Source organism: Alteromonas sp. AO-Serp, assembly GCF_017849675.1.
In the GTDB taxonomy this organism is placed as follows: domain Bacteria; phylum Pseudomonadota; class Gammaproteobacteria; order Enterobacterales; family Alteromonadaceae; genus Alteromonas; species Alteromonas macleodii.
Genome location: NZ_JAFLMX010000215.1, coordinates 1 through 20,057, shown reverse-complemented (window position 1 = coordinate 20,057; position 20,057 = coordinate 1). Strand labels below are relative to the sequence as shown.

Below are 20,057 nucleotides of genomic sequence, written 5' to 3'. Positions count from 1 at the left end.
CTAAACATAGTTAGATTGTTGTGTTTCTAAAGATTGAGATATATTGAGAGGGATGGTGGACGCTACTGGGCTTGAACCAGTGACCCTCGCCTTGTAAGGGCGATGCTCTCCCAACTGAGCTAAGCGTCCATATTTCTTTAAAGCTTGCCTAAGCAAGTGGGGCGGTATTATAGAGTCGGTTCCGTTAGTGTCAACAATAAAATTAAAGAAAAATGACTGTGTGCCCGAATTTTAGACACTCTGGCTGCATCTTAACTAAATTGATGAAAAGAACAGCGTTTTTAATCGCATTCTGAATTCATTGATAAACAAAAACTGCAGCGTGGTTTTTTTCGAATCGGTTGGAATTGGACAGACACTTGCTTCTTACTAAGAGTTGAAACGGGAGCTTGGGTGGACAGACACTTGTTTTTTACTAGAAGTTGAAATGGAGGTTGGGTGTAATTGAAGTGGACAGTTACTTATTTACCACAAACATATAATTAAATTGGCTTCGCACAATGGACACACACTCATTTTTTAAAAGAAGAAGTGGCAAACAAGGACAAAGTGCAAGCGCAAAGTGGACACCCACTTATTTTTTCGTAGCTTAACGCTAGTAAAACTAACACAAATAAAAGTGGTGCTTACTTTATTCTTGAAGTATCAATTGAATTACCAAGTGGACAGTCACTTAAAAAACACGCAACGAAAAAACAAAGGAGAGAAGGAGAAAGGACAGACACTCACGTAAACCTGATAAAGTGCGTGCAGTATCTTTTTATTCAAAGTACCTGGTCTTTTCGGACACCCACTTACTTTTTTGAAGCTATTATCGGTTCTGTCACTCTCTGATCGTTGGACTTATCTGAGTGTGTGTCCACTTCAGCAAGAAATGAATTTTGAAAAAGTGGGCTTCAACAATAAGTGTCTGTCCACTTTATAACTCACTTTCTTCGTACCATCTAAACTACTTCAAGAGATTTCTTTTTCCTTCTATTCTTATCTTACTTTTGAAGTCGCGCTTACACTGGTAGAATGCGCTCAACTTTAGAAATACATTAACAATAGAGAGTGACCATGTCGGTTGTTACACGATTTGCACCCAGCCCAACAGGCTATCTTCACGTTGGCGGCGCACGAACTGCGCTTTATTCTTGGCTTCTTGCTAAAAGCAAAGGCGGCGAGTTTGTTCTTCGTATTGAAGATACAGATATCGAGCGTTCAACTGAAGAAGCAAAGCAGGCCATTCTAGACGGAATGCAATGGTTAGGTTTAACGTGGGATACGGGTCCAATCTATCAGACTGAGCGTTTCGATAGATATAAAGAACTTATTCAGCAGCTTTTGGATGAAGGTAAAGCGTATAAATGCTTTATGAGCTCTGAAGAGTTAGATGCGATTCGTGAAGCGCAAAAAGAACGTGGTGAGAAGCCTCGCTACCCAGGTACGTGGAGAGACAGAACGGATCATCCAGAAGGTCAGCCTTTTGTTATCCGCTTCAAAAACCCTTTAGAAGGTAAAGTGGTAATTAATGATCACGTGCGTGGAAAAATCGAGATTAGCAATACTGAGCTAGACGATCTTATTATTCAGCGCTCTGACGGTACCCCTACATATAACTTCTGTGTAGTTGTTGATGATTGGGATATGGGTATTACTCACGTAGTTCGTGGTGAAGACCATATTAATAACACGCCACGTCAAATCAATATTCTTGAAGCGCTTGGTGCACCTGTTCCAGAATATGCTCACGTTTCTATGATTTTAGGTGATGACGGCAAGAAGTTATCTAAGCGTCATGGCGCTGTAAGCGTGATGCAATATCGCGATGATGGTTTCCTACCGCAAGCTGTGCTTAATTACCTTGTTAGGTTGGGGTGGTCTCACGGCGATCAAGAAATTTTCTCAGTTGATGAAATGATTGAGAAATTCAGCTTAGATGCCATTGGGCAATCTGCATCGGCATTTAACACAGAAAAGCTAATCTGGTTGAATCAACACTACATTAAGACATTACCAGCAAGTGAAGTTGCGTCACACGCTAAATGGCACTTTGAAGAGTTGAATGTTGATTTAACGACAGGCCCAGCGCTTGAATCTATAATTGCTATTCAGGCCGATAGAGTAAAAACGCTAAAAGAGTTAGCTGAGATTTCTACGTACTTTTATCAAGACTATGAAGATTTTGATGCGAACGCAGCAAAAAAACACCTTCGCCCAGTCGCTCGCGGCCCATTAGAGCTTGCTAAAGATAAATTAATGGCAATTGAAGAGTGGAACCCGGAAAATATTCAGGCTGCTATAAATAGTACAGCCGAAGAATTGGAAGTAGGCATGGGGAAAGTAGGTATGCCGCTGCGTGTAGCTGTGACAGGTGGCGGTAATTCACCGTCATTAGATATCACGTTGAATCTTATCTCAAAAGAGAAAATTGGCGAGAGAATCGACAAAGCGCTTACTTTTATAGCAAACAGAGAAAATTCATAAAAAAAGCGTTGACATGACAGGGGGGGATGCCTAGAATGCGCCCCGCTGTCACGGAACAGTCACACAAAATGACTGGTACCATGATGGGGCCATAGCTCAGCTGGGAGAGCGCCTGCATGGCATGCAGGAGGTCGGCGGTTCGATCCCGCCTGGCTCCACCAAGTCACATTGAGACGTGGTTTGATATAGGCTGAAGTTGTTAACGCAGCTTCGGACTGAAAAATTCGAAAATTTAGTTTCGAAGAAAGAATTCAGTCCCCTTCGTCTAGAGGCCTAGGACACCGCCCTTTCACGGCGGTAACAGGGGTTCGAATCCCCTAGGGGACGCCATTTTATCGCGTCACAGTCGATTAAAACTGTGAAATAGGCTGGAGTTGATTATTCAACTTCTGACTGAAAGTTTAGGTAAGGAAAAGTCGCTCAGTTCGCTAGCTCACTTTGCCTTACTGAAAATCTCGAAAGCGGTGCTTTCGAAAGAAGATTTCAGTCCCCTTCGTCTAGAGGCCTAGGACACCGCCCTTTCACGGCGGTAACAGGGGTTCGAATCCCCTAGGGGACGCCATATCGAAAAAACCAGCCATTCGGCTGGTTTTTTTGTTTCTGGCTTAAAACTTTGTGGACAGATACTGCAATTAAATCTGTAAGCAAATAAATGCAAAGCCATCTTAAGAAAGCTTCAGTGGACAGACACTCTTCTTTCCCTCTTTAAACCATCTATCTAGACATACACCGATCATTTTCATCGGAATTTGCAATTCTTACAAAAGAGGCGTCAACACCTTCGCGCAAGTACTTTTCAGAGGTTCAATGCGTAAAGAACTCATGTCACAACCCTTTAAGAAACTTTTGTGTGATAGATACGTGAGCTTGTTGAACTGTTATGATCTAAAAAATACAAAAGAGGTGTTATATGCAGAATTATCCAATTGGAACTCCTGGTGAGCCGTGGGGCGAAAAAGAAAAAGCCCAATGGAAAGCACAGCAGACTGTGAAAAGAAGTTATCAGGAAGAAGTACTTAATAAACTCTTCAACATTATCCCTGAAGGCTTTGAGTTAAAGCAGTATGGCGCACTTCCTTACGATACAGCGCGTTACCCACTATATGTTGTCATTCCCAAGAGATTTGACGCTGAAAAGCCGTCTGCACTCGTTACAGGCGGTGTTCACGGCTACGAAACCAGTGGTGTGCAAGGAGCGCTTCAATTTATTGAAACAAGGTTGGCTCAGTACGCGGAGCAAGTAAATATAGTTGTGGTGCCATGTGTAAGTCCTTGGGGATACGAGTCGATAAATCGATGGAACCCAATGGCATTAGATCCGAATCGCTCGTTTTACAGTGATTCTCCTGCACCTGAGTCTGCTCAGCTTATGCAATTAGTATCTGATTTAGCGTTATCTCTTACGCTTCATATTGATTTGCACGAAACGACAGACACGGACAATAGTGAGTTTAGGCCAGCACTAGCTGCACGGGATGGGGTGAGCCATGATAACTGGAACATTCCAGATGGTTTCTATACGGTTGCTAATACTCCAAGCCCCCAAATAGAGTTTCAAAAAGCAGTTATTGAAGCTGTGAAAAAAGTAACGCATATCGCACCGGCCGATGAAAACGGAAAGATTATAGGTGCAGATGTGGTGAGTGAAGGTGTAATTTGCTATGACAAGAAGTCGTTGTACCTTTGTGGAGGTATGACAGATGCTAAGTACGTCACAACCACAGAAGTCTATCCCGATAGCGATAATGCGACACCCGAGAATTGCAATGATGCTCAGGTGGCCGCAATTTGCGCTGCACTCGATTATTTAAATTAGACGCTTGAACGTTTAGACGTCTAGATGTATATTTGAGCCTCTTTTTTAGGAGGCTCTTTGTGTTTACTTATTCTGCGGTTATTTACGACGGTAAAAAGCAAAATTTAGTGAGGTATGACTGTGGGACAGACACTGAGTTTTCCTCATATCTTGAATCGCGCTTTGGTTGTCATGTCTGTTTGTGGTCCAATAAAGAGCTATCAGAAACTACAATGGCAGCTATCGCAGCTTCGCGAGTACAGAGTAAAAAAGACGGTCTGGATAAAACAGAAGCTTTATGAACTTAATTTCCCCATGTGTAGCCTTGTGCAAATTAACCGAAGAAGACATTTGCATTGGGTGTAAACGTACGATTGAAGAAATCATTAATTGGCGGACATACACCGATAATCAAAAGAAGGCCGTATTCACTCGCCTTGAAAATTTAGAAAAGGAAGCCGCTACCCAGTTACAGCCTCGTAAATAGGCTAAGTGCGAACTTCTATCAAGAACTTTCTACGTATGGACAGACACACAAGCTTTTCTATTCGTATAGAATTAGAAGCCTGCATCACTCCCACATGAAGTAAAGTGTCTAGCGGACAGACACTTACTAAATTTAAATAGCTGCAATTTAAAACCACCTTAAATGCACCTTAAATAGACAGTCACAGAAGTTGAAAAACTAAGCATCAAAGCCTGGCTGATATAAGTGCTTTTTGCTAAACTCCCGCGCCAATTTTATGTTCTATTAATCTGAGACGTTTGCAATGAGAGTAATGCTTGCCCCTATGGAGGGCGTTGTCGACCACTTAATGAGAGATATGCTCACTCGCGTGGGTGGTTTCGATCAGTGTGTTACTGAATTTGTAAGAGTGGTCGATCAAAAATTACCAAAGAAAACGTTTTATAGACTTTGTCCTGAGCTTCATAATGGCGGCAAAACTCCGGCAGGTGTGCCTGTTCGAGTTCAATTATTAGGACAACATCCACAGTGGCTTGCAGAGAATGCACAAACAGCAATAGAGCTGGGCTCTCCTGGTGTTGACCTAAATTTTGGTTGCCCTGCCAAAACAGTTAATAAAAGTAAGGGTGGGGCGGTTTTGTTGAAAGAAACCCAAACCCTTTATGACATTGTGAAAACTGTAAGGGATGCTGTTCCTGCAGAAATCCCAGTTTCAGCCAAAATCAGACTAGGTTTTGAAGACAAATCTTTAGCTATCGAGAATGCTATAGCTATCACTGAAGCGGGCGCTTCTGAGCTCGTTGTTCATGCGCGGACCAAAACGGAGGGATATAAACCACCGGCTTATTGGGACTGGATAGCGAAGATCAAGCAATACACCGATATTCCACTTGTTGCAAATGGTGAAATTTGGAACGCTGAAGACGCTAAGCGATGTCAGAGCCAATCAGAGTGTACTAACCTTATGATTGGACGAGGTGCATTGGCAATGCCTAATTTGGCGCTGAGTATTAAAGAGGGTATAGCACCTATGCCATGGTCTGAACTGGCTGCTTTGCTGATTCAGTACTCTGGCTACGAAATTTTTGGTGATAAGGGCAAATATTACCCCAACCGAATTAAGCAATGGTGCGGCTATCTGAAAAGACAATACCCTGAAGCTGAAGTTCTGTTCAACGACATAAGGCGCCTAACGAAATCTCAGGACATTGTTGATGTGCTTGCACGCCAAGCCGATATTTAGCCAAGTACTTTTGCAATGGCGTTAGAGGTTCACGACAGATACCTTTGGGCATTTGCAACATTTGGACGACATGCTCTTTGGCAGCATTTGGCGAAATTCTCCATCATCTCGGGGCAACCGACAGGCCCAGTAAAAAGTGTTTCAAAATTACTAGTTACTAGCTGCCAGTTCTCTTTTGTCATTCCAAGCTTACTTAACAAGCGGTTAGGAAGCGTTGGGACTTTGCAGTTATCGTTATTACTTTCCGCATTCATCGTATCAGTGATAAGCTGCAAATAATCGGTAAATGCGAAGGGCAACGGCACTGTGTTCTTGTGGTGACTATCGCTAAAGGGCATCAAAAACTTAGGCGTTTTATTCGAGCGTTTGGCATTCAACCGATATTGGATACTAGTATGGTGAGAGTTGCTTAGCGTCGTCGCTATTTTTGCTCGAATGGGATTTAAATCGACGTAAGCCATTACACTGGCCAGTGCTTTCTCATCGAGTATAGCTTGTGACCTAAACCTTCTTTCCCAGAAATAGCCCTTACATTCATCTTCTTTGTTAGCTCTTCGAGCAATATATTCATTGAGCATACGCATAAACCAGCTGATGCTTTGAAGTCGCTCTCGATATAAAACAGATAATGATTTCAATTCAGCAAGTTCTTCTGACGTTACAGAATCAAAGTTTTCTAAATATCGCTGCACTACGGGCGGGCATTTATAAAACATCCTCCACCGAAGCAAGACCTCATCCATCGTCCAGCCTTCAGCTCTGCCTTTTGCTATATGTAATACCACATGAATGTGATTGTGCATAACAGCGTAGGCGCATAGGTCGATGGCAAAAGCTTGAGAAAGCTTATGAAGCCTGTCTTGAATCCACTTTCTTCTATGCTCATAGTTTATGCCAGTGCGGGCATCGCGACCACAAAGGTAAGATTGCCTCACGCAGCGAGAAATGCAGTGGTAATAAGGTGTAACATCAGTATTTATTTGCTTGTAACGAGGTAGAGGCATATCCGTATCCCATAGTTATTTATTGACATTATGAGATTTACGGCGTCAATTTTAAGTGGTCTTTGGGACAGTTTTAGGGACGGTTATTTTTCATGAGTGCTCTTTCGATCAAATCTCAGAACTGGCAATCGTGGACAGACACACGAATTTCATAACGGATAGACGTCAATCGTTAAGTCTATTTGACCCAAAAGAAAAAGGACAGACACCCTTATTCGCCGGGTTTCTGTCCTTTCTAATTTCCTTATTGCAAAGCCGCCTCTACTAGCAAGAGGACTAAGCAAAAGTACCAACGAGTGTCTGTCCCTAACAATTTAATTTAAAGGGCAAGTTAGACAAACACGTCAACCCTAGAACCCACACGCCCATCGTTAGCGCTTGAGGTCTGCTGTGTGCCCTGGGGCTGAGTTTCGCGACTTTCTTGCACATTACGGGGCTCAACCTGTTGAGTAGGTCGCTGTGGCGATTCTAAGACAGTGGAAACAGGAGACGAATTAACAGAAGAAACGTCCATAAACAAACCTCGCATTTAAAAAATCACTTAATAAGATTAGCACAATTATTGAGCGCTAAGAATTAAACTTCTTAAGTGTCTGTCCATAAAATTAGCGATCAAAGGCTGTGCCTCAGCATTTGGATGAATACCATCGTTTTGCATTAAGTCCTTATTTAGCGCTATTTCTTCAAGGAAAAATGGAATTTTTTGAACGTCCTGAGCTTCCGCGACTTTATTGAAGTTTTGAGTAAACATCTGCGTATAGCGTTTGCCATAATTAGAAGGAATTTGCATTTCTTGCAGAAACACTACGGCTTTACTCTCTTTCGCAACACTTACCAGTGAATCTAAATTATCCCTAATCTTACCGATATTATGGCCCTGAAGGCCGTCATTACCGCCCAGTTCAATCAATACATGGGTAGGGTTGTGTTGCTCTAATAAACGGGGAAATCGCGCTAAACCGCCGTCAGTAGTCTCTCCGCTTACCGCAGCATTTACAATATCAATCGGAATGTTGTCGTCTTGCCACATCTTTTGTAACAAACTGACCCAACCCTCATGTTGCTGTAATCCATAAGCCGCGGATAAACTGTCACCTAAGATAAGTAAAACCGCATTTTCGCTTGTGTCGCTCTGCTCGGCTTGATCTGATAGCGCTTGAAAGGGTATTAAAAGAATAAGTAAAAAAGCGTACAAATAACGAAATTTAACAAACACGAATTGATGACCTCTTATGATAAAAGCTAATGCTGTAACCAAAGTAGTGGATACGAGTGAAGGTTCACTGCAGATCCTTCGTCCTATTTCTTTTGAAGTCAAGTCTGGTGAGTCCATTGCCATTATTGGCGCGTCAGGCTCGGGTAAGTCAACCCTTTTGGGCTTGTTAGCTGGACTTGACCAAGTTACAGAAGGGGAAATTTTCTTAGATGGCGAAGCACTTCACAGCATGACTGAAGAAGATCGCGCGATTTTAAGAGGAAATAAAGTAGGCTTCATTTTTCAAAGCTTTATGTTAGTTCAAAGCTTAACAGCGTTAGAAAATGTGATGCTACCGGCAGAAATTGCAGGGCTTGATAACCCAAAGGCACTAGCTTTAGATATTCTAGAGCAAGTCGGATTGAAACATCGCGCACATCACTTTCCTAATCAGTTGTCGGGGGGCGAGCAACAGCGCGTTGCCATAGCGCGAGCATTTATTACCTCTCCCAAAATACTTTTCGCCGATGAGCCTACCGGCAACCTAGACGCCAAAAATAGTGAAAAAATCGAAGCGCTGTTGTTCGAGATGAATAGAGAAAAAGGCACAACTCTCGTACTCGTAACTCATGATAACGAGCTTGCGGAACATTGTGACAGGCAACTCACTATGAATGCTGGCGAATTAGTTGAAACAACTGGCGCGAACACAATGAATAAGAAAGAGGCGGTTTAGATGTCGACGTCTTTTAATTTAGCTTGGCGGCTTTTCAAGCATGAGGCTAGACGTGGTGAACTGACCATCATATTGCTGGCCATTGTGCTATCTGTGGCAGCCGTTTTGTCGCTGTCACTCTTCAGTGAGCGTTTACAGGGCGCACTAAAGGCTCGTTCTGCAGCATTCATTGCAGCAGATGCGCAACTTCGTTCAGATGACCCTATAAACGAGGAGTGGTTAGCTAGAGCCCAAGAAGAGGGCCTTGCGACGGCAAAGCAGGTGGCAACACGTTCAATGGTATTTAAAGGCGACGAGATGTCGCTTGTTGATTTACGAGCCGTGAATGACGCTTATCCACTGAAAGGGACAGTCAATATTACTGACCAGCCGTTCGGGGAAAAACGTGCTACCGCAGGGTTACCACAATCTGGCGAAGCATGGGTACAGTCTCGGCTTTTTCAGAGCTTGGGGCTTTCTATTGGCGATAGTATCGATATTGGCGACGGCACTTTTACCGTTACGCATGTATTGGTAGATATTCCCGATGCTGGTTTTAGCGTGTTTAATACTGACCCTATTGCGCTAATTAACTTAAACGACTTGGAAAAAACTGCGATAACCGGGCCAGGGAGTCGCGCTCGTTATGTGGGCTTTTTTGCCGGTGATGCGGGTGACATAGAAAACTTCAATACCTGGTTATTGCCCCAATTAAATGACGACTTACACTCGTGGCGTACAGTCGAAGATGACGAGTCAGCGATAGGGCGTTCTGTCGCAAGTGCTGAGCGCTATTTTCTGTTAGCGAGTTTGTTGGCAATAGTATTAGCGGCCGTTTCCATTGCCGTTGCTGCTCAGCGTTATGCTCAACGTCACTTTGATCCCGTAGCAATAATGAAGACCTTGGGGGCAACAAGCAGCACCATTCGAAAAGTCTATTTGTTCCAAATTTTATTTATCACTGGGCTTGGTATTTTTATTGGCCTCGTTATAGGTTTTATTGGTCAGCAAGTGGTGGTTTCACTTGTAGCGGACAGAGTGGATGTATCTCTTGACGTGTGGCATTGGCGGCCGCTTTTAATCGCCGTTGCTACAGGCGCTACGTGTGCATTGCTTTTTTCCTTATATCCGCTTTTGCAGCTTTTTTCAGTTCCCCCGCTTCGCGTATTAAGAAAGGACATATCGGCGAATTTACGTTCCAGAAGCATTCAGTTCGTGGCTTCCGGTGGCGCAATATTCTTACTGATGTGGATGTATAGTCGAGATTTAAAAATTAGCGCAATTCTTTTCGTTTCTGGCGCTGCACTGGTTCTTGGACTGCTTGGCGCTACGTACATCTTGATTGCTGTGGGACGCAAGTTGGGCAGTGGAAGGATGGGGGCGTGGCAGTTGGCATGGGCACGTATTAAGCGACGTGCAATGGACAACAGCGTGCAGCTTATTAGCTTTTCCGTCACCATTATGCTGCTTCTAGTGGTGCTAGTAATGCGCAACGATATGGTTTCGCAATGGCGCTCGCAACTGCCCGAAGGGACACCGAATTACTTCTTAATTAACATTACGCCGGATATTCAACCCGAGTTGGACAGACACTTCGCTGACAATGGCGTAAAAATTGAAGAGTTTTATCCTGTCATTCGAGGCCGATTTGTTTCGGTAAATGGAGAAGGGGTAAACACCGAGGTTTCTAAAGAAGATGAGCCGAATCGAGAAGGCCGAAGAGGTTTAGGCAGAGAAGCAAACCTAACTTGGAGCAACGCGCTTCAAAAAGAAAACGAGGTCATTGACGGGAACTGGCATGGCGATGAGGATAAACAATACAGCGAAGGATGGTTCCCGGTCTCCGTTGAAGAAGGCGTTGCAGAAAGGTTGAACATTAAAATGGGCGATCGGCTTACTTTTAATGTGGGCAGCGAGATTGTCGAAACGAAAGTAACCAGTATCCGTACGGTGAATTGGCAAACCATGCAGCCCAACTTCTTCTTCGTCATTCACCCCGAGGCGATGGCTGCATTTAGCCCAACTTATATTACTAGTTTTTACCTTCCTACCGAGAGAAAGGCTGAGTTAACCAACCTACTTAAGCCGTTTGCATCAATAACTATGTTCGACGTTGATGCTCGAATTAATCAGTTGCGAGAGATTGTGGATCAAGTGTCTGTTGCTGTTGAGTTTATTTTGGTACTGGTGTTGTTAGCGGGCAGTTTAGTATTAATTGCTCAAGTACAGGCGAGCATGGATGAACGCAGACAGGAAATAGCCATACTTCGAACGCTCGGTGCAAAGGGGGCGTTGATAAGAAAAAGTGTTATTTTTGAGTTTGTTATCATTGGTGTAGTAGCAGGCTTTATGGCAGCAATGGCCAATGAGTTGAGCCTTTATTTACTTCAAACCTCTGTATTCCAAATGGAAGCAAGCTTACACCCAGAATACTGGGCAATAGCGCCAAGCGTTGGCGCTGTCGTTGTAGGCATATTAGGTGCGTTTGGATGCTGGCGTTTGCTTACACTTAATACCAGTCAGATGCTGCGGAATATGGTTTAGGCATTCTCGCGTTAGTTTAAAATGCGCTTTAATACTAAACGGACAGACACTCGGTTAAGTGCCGTTTAGATTAAGGGCAGTGGACAGTTACTCAATTCAAATGAGTGTCTGTTCACTGTGCATTTCACAGCAAAGTTCACTAATTACTAAAGAATGGTTTTCGCGAAGAGTTTAAAAAGTACTCTGGTTTGAGAGTGGATAGAAGTTTTTGAGGTTTGTGACTAAGCAAAGTGCCTCGCGATAATGTTGTGCAATAAATGTGGACACACACTTGCTTAGCAATTCAAGTGACTGTCCACAAGGCACATAACGAATTTCAGTAATTCAACTATGCGCGATATATTTCTCTTAGCGCCTCGTCGATAGAAGGGAAGTCAAAACTGAAGCCGGCGGTAGTAAGCTTTTGAGGAATGACTCTTTGCCCCTCAAGTATCATCGTCGACGATTCGCCCATTGCTACTTTCATAACAAAGCCCGGGACATTGAACAGGCAAGGTCGGTTAAGTGATTTTGCGAGCGCTTTAGAGAACACCTTGTTCGTGACAGGCTCCGGTGCCGTTAAGTTAAATGCACCAGAACATGCACTATTCTCGATCAAGAAGGAGATAGCACGCACCATATCTTGTAAGTGGATCCAGGCCAAATACTGACTACCACTCCCAAGTGTACCTCCGGCCCCCAGTTTAAACGGTAGAGCCATTTTCCCTAACGCACCGCCTTTTTCGGCGAGAACTACACCAGTTCGAAGCGTTACGACACGTGTCTTAGTTTGATCTACACTTTGGGCAATAGTCTCCCATTTAGCGCACAGTTCATGGGTGAACTCGTTATGAGGAGGAGTTTCTTCAGTTACAAGCTTGTCTCCTTGATTGCCGTAGTAACCAATCGCGGAGCCCGATAAGAAAACAGGCGGAGGCGCATCACAACTATTTATTTTTGAGACTAGCTCAGAAGTGATGTCCCAGCGGCTATTGCAAATTATTTTCTTTTGAGTGTCTGTCCAGCGCTTATCGGCGATAGGCTCACCAGCTAAATTAATTACTGCGTCGAAACTTTCAAAATTTTCTATCGAAGAAACGTTCTCGACGATTTTGACGTTATCCCCCAATTTGCTCTTTGCTTTTGTAAAGTCGCGAGAAGTCACCGTAAATTCATGTTCTCGAGAATATTGACGAATAAATTCGCTTCCTATCAGCCCTGTTCCACCGGTCAAAAGAATGTTCACAATTAGCTCCTCGAGGTATGACCTTATCCCGTCTTATTGCAAGATAGTGTCAGGGACACGGAATCAGAAAATCTAAGGGCATGTGGCTTATCGACCTCAACCTCAGCGTAGCGCACCGAAGAATGTTCTGCGGCAATGCTTAGCACATCGGCGGTAAGTTTTTCCAGAAGAGAAAAACGGTTGTCTTCTACAAGCTTGATGATTGCCTTTGTAATCGTTTTATAGTTGAGCGCATCACTCATATCGTCGGTGTTCGTCGCTTTTTCAGCGTCGTAATCAATTTTCACGTTAACAACAACGTCCTGCTTGTTTTTTATTTCATCTTCATTGATGCCAATGTATGTGCGTAGTCTTAGGTTTTTAATTTTAATAGTGGCAAGATTAAAGTTCATTGAAGTCTCTTGTTTGTAGTTGTTTATAAGTCGTTGTAAAGTGTTGTCGTTTCAGTCAGGAATGTAGCACAAAATGTCAATGGAACTACGCTCGCCAACAGCAAAAATTCTAATCGTTTTAGCATGTTTAGTAGTGGTAATGGCTGGTATTAAAGCCGCCAGTACGATCATGGTACCGTTTTTTCTCTCTATTTTTATAGCGATCGCGTGTAGCCCAATAATACGTTGGACTTCGAAATTTGGCGTGCCTAAATGGCTCTCTATAACTTTTGTTATACTGCTTATCGTTGTTTTTGGTTTTCTTTTAGCTGGCTTAGTTGGCCAGTCTATGACCGAGTTTCGAGAAAATCTGCCAGAATACAGAAGTAAGCTTGATACAGAGTTTGCCTGGGTTGTGTCCAAATTGGCTGAATTTAATATTCACATCAATAGAGAGTTAATCGCTTCGCACCTTGATCCAGCAACGGCTATGTCTGTAGCAACAAATTTCATCAGCGGAATGGGCGGCGTACTTTCAAACCTTTTCCTTATTCTTCTTACTGTCATTTTCATGCTTTTTGAAGCAGACAGTATTCCACGCCGGTTGCATATTGCCCTTGCCGATCCAGGAATGAAACTAAAGCATATCGACAGATTTATTCGTTCTGTGAACAGTTACTTAGCGATAAAAACTGTGGTCAGTTTAGGAACAGGTCTGATTATTGGTATTTGGCTGTATGTGATGGGAGTAGATCATTTCATGCTTTGGGCTGTGTTGGCTTTCATGCTCAACTTTATTCCTAACATTGGCTCAATTATCGCTGCTGTGCCCGCAGTGTTGATAGCCTTTGTTCAACTTGGGCCTGCCTCAGCAGGTTTCGCAGCGCTTGGCTTTGTGCTTGTTAATACCATCATGGGTAATATGGTGGAACCTCGATTGATGGGTAAGGGCATGGGGCTCTCTACGCTCGTGGTATTCCTTTCGTTAATATTTTGGGGGTGGCTGCTAGGCACCGTTGGAATGTTGCTATCAGTTCCGTTAACCATGGTGGTAAAGATAGCTCTAGAGTCTCGCGAGGAGAGCAAGTGGCTTGCGGTGCTGTTATCGAGTGAAGGTGAGAAGTCTGCGTCGTAACTTAGTGTAAGTAGAAAGTGGACAGACACTTGTTTGTGAAAGTCGATAGTGGACAGACACTCAATCGATTTAAAAAAATCTCTCATTGGTCTCTAGCTAAACAGTCAATTGAGAATGTGTCTGTCCACTTTCATACTTGAGCAATTGAAAGCTCAAGGATTTAACGGTCATACACAAACTTCGTTGTACTTTTTAAAGCACTATTCGTGATTGGGAAATTGAATAACGATACGAGCGCCGCCAAGCGAACTGTCCTCGATGAGCATTCTACCTTCGTAGATTGAAACTAAATCGGCCGCCAACGCCATGCCTATTCCGTGGCCTTCTGTATAGGTATCAAGTCGAGTTCCTCGCTCTAACAAAAGCACCTTTTTGTCGTCAGGAATACCAGGGCCGTCGTCTTCTACTTTAATTGTTAGCCAACCAGCACGCTTCGACGCTGATACGATAATTCTATTGGTCGCAGCTTTACATGCATTGTCTAGAAGGTTGCCACATAGTTCCATGAAGTCGGTCTCGTCTCCTTTAAACTGAGTATCCTCATCCAGTTCAAACTCAATGGTAAGGGCTTTATCTTGGTAGACCTTGTCCATTGCATCGGCAAGCTTGTGCAAAATGGGTAATATATAGATAGCTTGTTGCCAGCCAGATTTTCCAGCACTCGCTCTTTTTAGCTGGCGCTTAATGATTCGGTCAATTTGCTGTAATGCTTCGTTTACCTCAGTAGGTAAATCGCTAGTGCCCGATGCTACTGCCAAAGGCGTTTTCAAACTATGTGCTAAGTCTCCTAAACTGTTTTTATATCTCTCCCTTTGGGCGGCCTCAGTTTGAAGCAAACCATTAATGGATTGCTTTAAGGAATCGAATTCAACTGGATAGCGTGATTCTAACTGGCGTTTATGTCCACTTGAGGCTTGTGAAATTTCGTCAATTAACTTCCTAACAGGAAGAAGTACTAGGCTAATCCCGATAATAATAAAAAATAGAAGCGCTATACAGAGCGTGAAAATCCACTGCCACGTCGTGTCTAAGAACGTATTCCGCTCTGCTTCAAAAAGTGCTTTATTGTTAAATATATAAAACCGAACAGGCTCGAAGTCTCTACTTGAAGCAAATTCCGCAGTAAAGGCGTATACAAAAAACTCGGAATCTTCTTCAAACTTAGGTATATGAGAATCCAAAAATAACTCGTTACCGACTGCAACGTCTATCTCAGGTGGTGCAAAGGTATATTCAAGAGCTGAGGCTGACTGCCAAATTACTTCGTCTCGAAACACAATCACGCCAAGATAACCTGATCCCGGAAGGTTTAACTGCTCTTCGTATAAAATTTCAGGCATATAGGGCAGGTCGCCATCTAACTCGAAAGCCGACAACAGACCTAAGTTCATCAACCTAAGCTCACTCATCTTGGCTTGCGTAAGGCTATCAGTATATGCCTCGTCTAAAATGACAACAGTAAAGGGCGCAAATAACGCTAGAAGAACAATCGCTAGAAAGGTACTCCGAAGACGTAGCGACAATTGCCTCATAAACTTCTATTTATCCTATAGCCTCTACCTCGAAGGGTTTCGATTGGCTTTAACTCACCGGTTGGGTCCAGCTTTTTCCGCAGTCTTCCCACGAAAACCTCTATTACATTACTATCTAAATCGAAATCTTGGTCATAAATGTGCTCGGTTAGCTCTGTTTTTGAGATGACCTTTTGCGGGTTAAGCATAAGGTACTCCATGACTTTGTATTCGTAAGCTGTTAGATCCAAAGCTTGACCGTTTAACGATAGTTCTTCACTAACGGTATCCAGTGAGATAGGGCCGAACTGAATGGTTGGGTTCGCTTGTCCAGAAGCTCGTCGAATTAGTGCTTTTGTTCGAGCAAGTAACTCTTCGTTATGAAAGGGTTTGGTGAGGTAGTCATCGGCTCCGGCATCAAGGCCTTCCACTTTCTCTTGCCACCTATCTCTAGCAGTTAAAATGAGTATAGGGCAGGAAATATCAGCTTGACGGGCTTTTCGTATAACCTCAAATCCGTCTAGCTTTGGCATGCCGATGTCGACGATAGCCAAGTCATAGCTATATTCTTTAATGAGAAAAAGCGCGTGCTCACCATTATCTGCGAGGTCTACGCTATAGCCATTTTGCTGAAGGAGCGCATCAAGTTGGGTTAATAATCTGCTATCGTCTTCGGCTACGAGGATACGCATGTTAATCCTTATCTTTATTTGTTTTTACCTTGCCTGAGCGTTTGTCTACGTCTACTGATACTACTCGCCCTGACTTTTTAAGTACTTTTACCCGGTAGTTTTTTGAGGTCTGTTCAACTTTTAAGACGCGTCCATTTACAGCAACGCGAGCACGCTCAGCAGCTTCGCTTTTTGATATATCGCCGCCAGAGTCTTGAAACGCCAAAGCTGGCGCTGTGTTAGACAAAGCTAACACTAAACAAACTACTGCAACACGAAGCGATAATTTCATACAACCTCACAATTATTATCCCACTCAGGCCAAACTACAGATAAGTATAACTTGGTTAACTGAACCGATTCTGAACTGGGTTTAGTCTACCTTGCGGAGCAAAAGCTGTATATAAGCCTTGAGTAAATGGCATTTACGAAAGAGCAAATATTGTGGACAGACACTTAGTTGCTTAGAGGCCGGAAGTCAAAATGAGAGTGTCTGTCCACAAGTCTATTTCTAAGCTTCAAAGTGACGCATATATTTAAGTGCTCTCGTTAGTAAGTCATATTGAGTAATCTTTACTCTTATTTTGAAAAAGTGTCTGTCCACTTTGTTGATTGTTATTAAGGGGGACCAATGTTTATTGTGCAAACGAGTGACTGTCCACGGTTTTTGTAAATTAGTTCTCAACGCTCATATGGATGTACGAGTGTGTGTCCAAAGCTGTACCTAACTAGTGTGTAGTAAAGAGCTTACATTTCTCAATAACTCTTTTGGCAGCTGAGCGGGATGATATTGACTTTTTTGGCATGCCACGTGCGAGGCATAAGCTTCATATGAATCAATAAAATTAAAATAAGGCGTTTAGTTCAACTGCTCAATTCAATAGTAACGTCGGACAGACACTTATTTTCAACAAGGAGGAGTTATGTCTAGCGATATTAAGAAAACAATGTGGAAAGCAATGTCAGATAGTCCAAAAGTAATGGTAAGTCTGGTAGGCGAGGATATGCATGCCGAGCCTATGTACGCCCAACTTGATAAAGACGCTGATAGCGAGTTTTGGTTTTACACTAGTCGAGACAACCGCATTGCTAAAGGTGGAAAAGCCATGGTTCATTTTACATCCAAAGGTCATGATGTATTTGCTTGTATCCGAGGCAATCTCACTGTTGAATCACGTAAAGAGGTGATTGATAAATACTGGTCTAATCCAGTAGAAGCATGGTTCGAGAAAGGTAAAGATGATCCTTCTTTATTAATGCTTCGCTTCGAACTTATAGATGCAGAAGTGTGGGATGCAGACCCTTCACTCAAAGGCATGTTTAAAATGCTTACTGGTAAAACCGTAAAGCCAGAAGAGATGGGTGAACACGAAAAGGTCGATCTTTAAACGCAGTATAATGGGCCAATTTTATGACGAAGTTTTGAGGCGCTGGGACACTTACTCAGAGGAGCGAGTGTCTGTCCACAAGGGATTGTTTATTGCGAATGTTGGCTGATTATTAAGTGACTGTCCATTATCAACAGTATGAAGCTTGGCAAATAATTACGAGTGTGTGTCCTCATTAGTTTAGTAAATGAGTGACTGTCCACACTAGTTGACGAGTGTGTGTCCTCATTAGTCTAGCAAGCGAGTGTCTGTCCACACTAGTTCGATAAATAAGTGTTAGCTTTGTTACTGTTGAAGCAACAAAAAAGCCCCTTAAAACCGGAGCTATTCGCTCTTAAGGGGCTTTCGCTATTTATCGCTGTTTACTATGTAGCGTTTAGCTAAAATTTAAGGCAAAACCTTTTTATAAGGTTTAACTACAACACTTTCGTAAACACCCGCTTCGATGTACGGGTCAGCGTCTGCCCATGCTTGAGCAGCTTCTAGTGAATCAAACTCTGCGACTACTAGCGAGCCAGTAAATCCGGCCGGACCTGGGTCTGGACTATCTACAGCAGGGAAAGGGCCAGCCATAACTAAACGGCCCGCATCTTTTAATGCATTCAGGCGTTCAAGGTGAGCAGGTCGCGCCGCTAGGCGTTTTTCTAGACTGTCCGCCACATCGGTTGCACAAATCATATATAGCATACGTTTATCCTTTTGCCGTAGCGGATTTCATGCTTTCAACAAAGCTGCCGAGCTCGCTTAGCATTTTGTGACTGTCCGATAAATTGGCTGCGATAATATTCACTGTCGCCGAGCCTGAAATTGCGCCAGCGGCACCTGCGTCAATAGCAGATTTAACCTGTTCCGGTGTAGAAATACCAAAGCCTAACAATGCTGGTGCTGCTTTGTGTTTGTTCAAGCGCTCAATAAGCTCTGAAGCAGGCACGTTTGCGGCAGTTTCTGCGCCAGTAACGCCAGCACGACCCAGCAAATACGTGTAACCTTTCGAGTATTCCCCGATTTTTTCCATGGTTTCGTCAGTAGCATTAGGTGGTGCAATCAGAATTTGTGAAATGCCAGTGGCTTCGGCTGCTTTTTGAAAAGGTGCCGCTTCGCGAATAGGAACGTCGGCAACCAAAATTGAGTCAACGCCTGCCTCTTGCGCTTTGTTGTAAAAGTTCTCTATACCTTGGGCCATAACTAAGTTGCTGTACAGTAGCAAGCCGATAGGCACATTAGGATATTTTGCGCGAACACGTGAAATAACGCCCAAGCAATCTGCTACCGTCACCTTATTACTTAATGCGCGAATAGCAGAAGCTTGAATCGTGGGGCCATCAGCGATGGGGTCAGAGTAAGGTATACCTAACTCAAGTGCGTCAGCACCGCTTTCTACTAGCTGGCAAATAATGGCTTCAGATTGCGCTAAATCGGGGTCACCCACCATTACAAAAGGTACGAAAGCGCCTTGGTTCTTTTCATCAAGGCCTGCAAACATCTGTGCATATCTATCCATTATAAATCGTCCCCTAAAATATTAATAACGTGCGCTAAATCTTTGTCGCCACGACCTGATAAGTTAACTACGATGATGGTTTCTTCTTCCGCTTCATCTGCCATATTGAGCGCGTGCGCTAAGGCATGCGACGATTCAAGGGCAGGAATAATACCTTCTTTTCTTGCAAGCAATTGGAATGCGTTCAGCGCTTCTTCGTCGGTAGCGGCCACGTATTCCGCTCGTCCAATGTCGTGAAGATAGGCATGCTGAGGGCCGACAGCAGGGTAGTCGAGACCAGCAGATACTGAGTAGCTCTCTTCAATCTGGCCTTCTTTGTCTTGCATGATGAAGGTGTAAGCGCCGTGAAGAATACCTTTTGTACCCGTCACGATAGTTGCGCCGTGCTCTTTGGTGTGCACACCTTTACCCGCAGGCTCAACGCCAACTAGGCGTACAGATGGCTCATCAATAAAGTCTGCAAACATACCGATAGCATTTGAGCCTCCGCCCACACATGCTACTACGGCGTCAGGTAAGCGACCTTCTTTTTCCATGATTTGTGCACGAGTTTCTTCACCAATCATACGGTGATATTCACGAACAATAGTCGGGAACGGGTGTGGGCCCGCGGCTGTGCCTAACAAATAGTGGGCTTTATCATAGTTTGCCGACCAGTCGCGCATGGCTTCGTTTACGGCATCTTTGAGCGTACCTGAGCCTGCGTTTACAGGAATAACCTCTGCGCCCATCAGCTTCATACGGAACACGTTTGGCGCTTGACGTTCAACGTCTTTCGCACCCATATAAATACGCGCTTTAAGCCCCAACAATGCACATGCTAA

Annotated in this window: 19 protein-coding genes and 4 tRNA genes; 11 read left to right on the top strand and 12 right to left on the bottom strand. The window is 43.6% G+C overall.

All coding sequences use genetic code 11. From position 1 onward, the window contains the following. Positions 1 to 53: 53 nt before the first annotated feature. Positions 54 to 129 (bottom strand) — tRNA-Val (locus QVA83_RS14575). Positions 130 to 1,059: 930 nt separating this feature from the next. On the opposite strand from QVA83_RS14575, the gene gltX reads away from it, so the two are divergent. From gltX to QVA83_RS14540, 7 genes are all read left to right on the top strand, one after another. Continuing rightward, the gene (gltX, locus tag QVA83_RS14570; protein WP_014948924.1) at positions 1,060 to 2,469 is read left to right on the top strand and encodes a glutamate--tRNA ligase; all 1,410 of its coding nucleotides are present in this window, start codon (positions 1,060 to 1,062) and stop codon (positions 2,467 to 2,469) included. Positions 2,470 to 2,554: 85 nt separating this feature from the next. Beyond that, positions 2,555 to 2,630: transfer RNA gene (locus QVA83_RS14565), tRNA-Ala, on the top strand. A 93-nt stretch (positions 2,631 to 2,723) separates the two neighbouring features. Further along, positions 2,724 to 2,799 (top strand) — tRNA-Glu (locus QVA83_RS14560). Between the two features lie 156 nt (positions 2,800 to 2,955). Further along, positions 2,956 to 3,031: transfer RNA gene (locus QVA83_RS14555), tRNA-Glu, on the top strand. 348 nt (positions 3,032 to 3,379) lie between these two features. Next, entirely contained in the window at positions 3,380 to 4,285 is a 906-nt protein-coding gene (locus QVA83_RS14550; RefSeq protein WP_156078144.1) for a M14 family metallopeptidase, read from the top strand. 277 nt (positions 4,286 to 4,562) lie between these two features. Beyond that, positions 4,563 to 4,751: a DUF1289 domain-containing protein gene (locus tag QVA83_RS14545; RefSeq protein WP_039230420.1), complete on the top strand. Its 189-nt coding sequence runs from the start codon at positions 4,563 to 4,565 to the stop codon at positions 4,749 to 4,751. 283 nt (positions 4,752 to 5,034) lie between these two features. Next, positions 5,035 to 5,973 carry a tRNA-dihydrouridine synthase gene (locus tag QVA83_RS14540; protein WP_156078145.1) on the top strand — a complete coding sequence of 313 codons (939 nt, stop codon included), beginning with the start codon at positions 5,035 to 5,037 and terminating at the stop codon, positions 5,971 to 5,973. A gap of 29 nt (positions 5,974 to 6,002) precedes the next feature. On the opposite strand, the gene QVA83_RS14535 is transcribed toward QVA83_RS14540, so the two are convergent. The 3 genes from QVA83_RS14535 to QVA83_RS14525 form a co-directional block, all read right to left on the bottom strand. Then, the gene (locus QVA83_RS14535) at positions 6,003 to 6,977 is read right to left on the bottom strand and encodes a transposase (RefSeq protein WP_287498627.1); all 975 of its coding nucleotides are present in this window, start codon (positions 6,975 to 6,977) and stop codon (positions 6,003 to 6,005) included. Positions 6,978 to 7,308: 331 nt separating this feature from the next. Next, positions 7,309 to 7,491, bottom strand: coding sequence for a hypothetical protein (locus QVA83_RS14530; protein ID WP_069944237.1), 183 nt, complete (start codon positions 7,489 to 7,491; stop codon positions 7,309 to 7,311). Positions 7,492 to 7,536: 45 nt separating this feature from the next. Then, positions 7,537 to 8,193: an arylesterase gene (locus QVA83_RS14525; protein WP_014976079.1), complete on the bottom strand. Its 657-nt coding sequence runs from the start codon at positions 8,191 to 8,193 to the stop codon at positions 7,537 to 7,539. A gap of 16 nt (positions 8,194 to 8,209) precedes the next feature. On the opposite strand from QVA83_RS14525, the gene QVA83_RS14520 reads away from it, so the two are divergent. Next, positions 8,210 to 8,908: an ABC transporter ATP-binding protein gene (locus tag QVA83_RS14520; RefSeq protein WP_061485322.1), complete on the top strand. Its 699-nt coding sequence runs from the start codon at positions 8,210 to 8,212 to the stop codon at positions 8,906 to 8,908. Next, a complete protein-coding gene (locus QVA83_RS14515) occupies positions 8,909 to 11,431 on the top strand; it encodes an ABC transporter permease (RefSeq protein ID WP_156078147.1) in 2,523 nt (840 codons plus the stop codon). Positions 11,432 to 11,759: 328 nt separating this feature from the next. Here the strand turns inward: QVA83_RS14515 and QVA83_RS14510 are convergent, their stop codons facing one another. Both QVA83_RS14510 and folX read right to left on the bottom strand, forming a co-directional pair. Continuing rightward, positions 11,760 to 12,656, bottom strand: a complete 897-nt coding sequence (locus QVA83_RS14510; RefSeq protein ID WP_156078148.1) for a TIGR01777 family oxidoreductase — start codon at positions 12,654 to 12,656, stop codon at positions 11,760 to 11,762. Between the two features lie 23 nt (positions 12,657 to 12,679). After that, positions 12,680 to 13,048, bottom strand: coding sequence for a dihydroneopterin triphosphate 2'-epimerase (gene folX / locus QVA83_RS14505; protein WP_012517852.1), 369 nt, complete (start codon positions 13,046 to 13,048; stop codon positions 12,680 to 12,682). 73 nt (positions 13,049 to 13,121) lie between these two features. Here folX and QVA83_RS14500 point away from each other — a divergent pair, with 73 nt between their 5' ends. Then, positions 13,122 to 14,162, top strand: a complete 1,041-nt coding sequence (locus QVA83_RS14500) for an AI-2E family transporter (RefSeq protein WP_014948934.1) — start codon at positions 13,122 to 13,124, stop codon at positions 14,160 to 14,162. A 200-nt stretch (positions 14,163 to 14,362) separates the two neighbouring features. On the opposite strand, the gene QVA83_RS14495 is transcribed toward QVA83_RS14500, so the two are convergent. From QVA83_RS14495 to QVA83_RS14485, 3 genes are read right to left on the bottom strand one after another with little or no spacing between them, the layout of a single operon-like run. Next, the gene (locus tag QVA83_RS14495) at positions 14,363 to 15,694 is read right to left on the bottom strand and encodes an ATP-binding protein (RefSeq protein ID WP_014976085.1); all 1,332 of its coding nucleotides are present in this window, start codon (positions 15,692 to 15,694) and stop codon (positions 14,363 to 14,365) included. Next, positions 15,691 to 16,365 (bottom strand): response regulator transcription factor, encoded by a 675-nt coding sequence (locus QVA83_RS14490; RefSeq protein WP_014948936.1) that lies wholly within the window; start codon positions 16,363 to 16,365, stop codon positions 15,691 to 15,693. Before QVA83_RS14490 ends, QVA83_RS14495 begins: the two co-directional genes overlap by 4 nt. 1 nt (position 16,366) lies before the next feature. After that, positions 16,367 to 16,636: a PepSY domain-containing protein gene (locus QVA83_RS14485; protein ID WP_014948937.1), complete on the bottom strand. Its 270-nt coding sequence runs from the start codon at positions 16,634 to 16,636 to the stop codon at positions 16,367 to 16,369. A gap of 631 nt (positions 16,637 to 17,267) precedes the next feature. Between QVA83_RS14485 and QVA83_RS14480 the strand changes: the two genes are divergently transcribed. Beyond that, complete coding sequence (locus tag QVA83_RS14480) at positions 17,268 to 17,732, top strand: pyridoxamine 5'-phosphate oxidase family protein (protein ID WP_287498626.1); 465 nt, start codon at positions 17,268 to 17,270, stop codon at positions 17,730 to 17,732. Positions 17,733 to 18,119: 387 nt separating this feature from the next. Here QVA83_RS14480 and QVA83_RS14475 read toward each other — a convergent pair whose 3' ends face one another. The 3 genes from QVA83_RS14475 to trpB all read right to left on the bottom strand — a co-directional run. After that, entirely contained in the window at positions 18,120 to 18,419 is a 300-nt protein-coding gene (locus tag QVA83_RS14475; protein WP_039225734.1) for a YciI family protein, read from the bottom strand. Positions 18,420 to 18,423: 4 nt separating this feature from the next. Then, positions 18,424 to 19,233, bottom strand: a complete 810-nt coding sequence (trpA, locus tag QVA83_RS14470; protein WP_156078149.1) for a tryptophan synthase subunit alpha — start codon at positions 19,231 to 19,233, stop codon at positions 18,424 to 18,426. Further along, positions 19,233 to 20,057 (bottom strand): tryptophan synthase subunit beta (gene trpB, locus QVA83_RS14465; RefSeq protein ID WP_287498625.1); only part of this gene is annotated, 825 nt, incomplete at its 5' end. The genes trpA and trpB, both read right to left, overlap by 1 nt.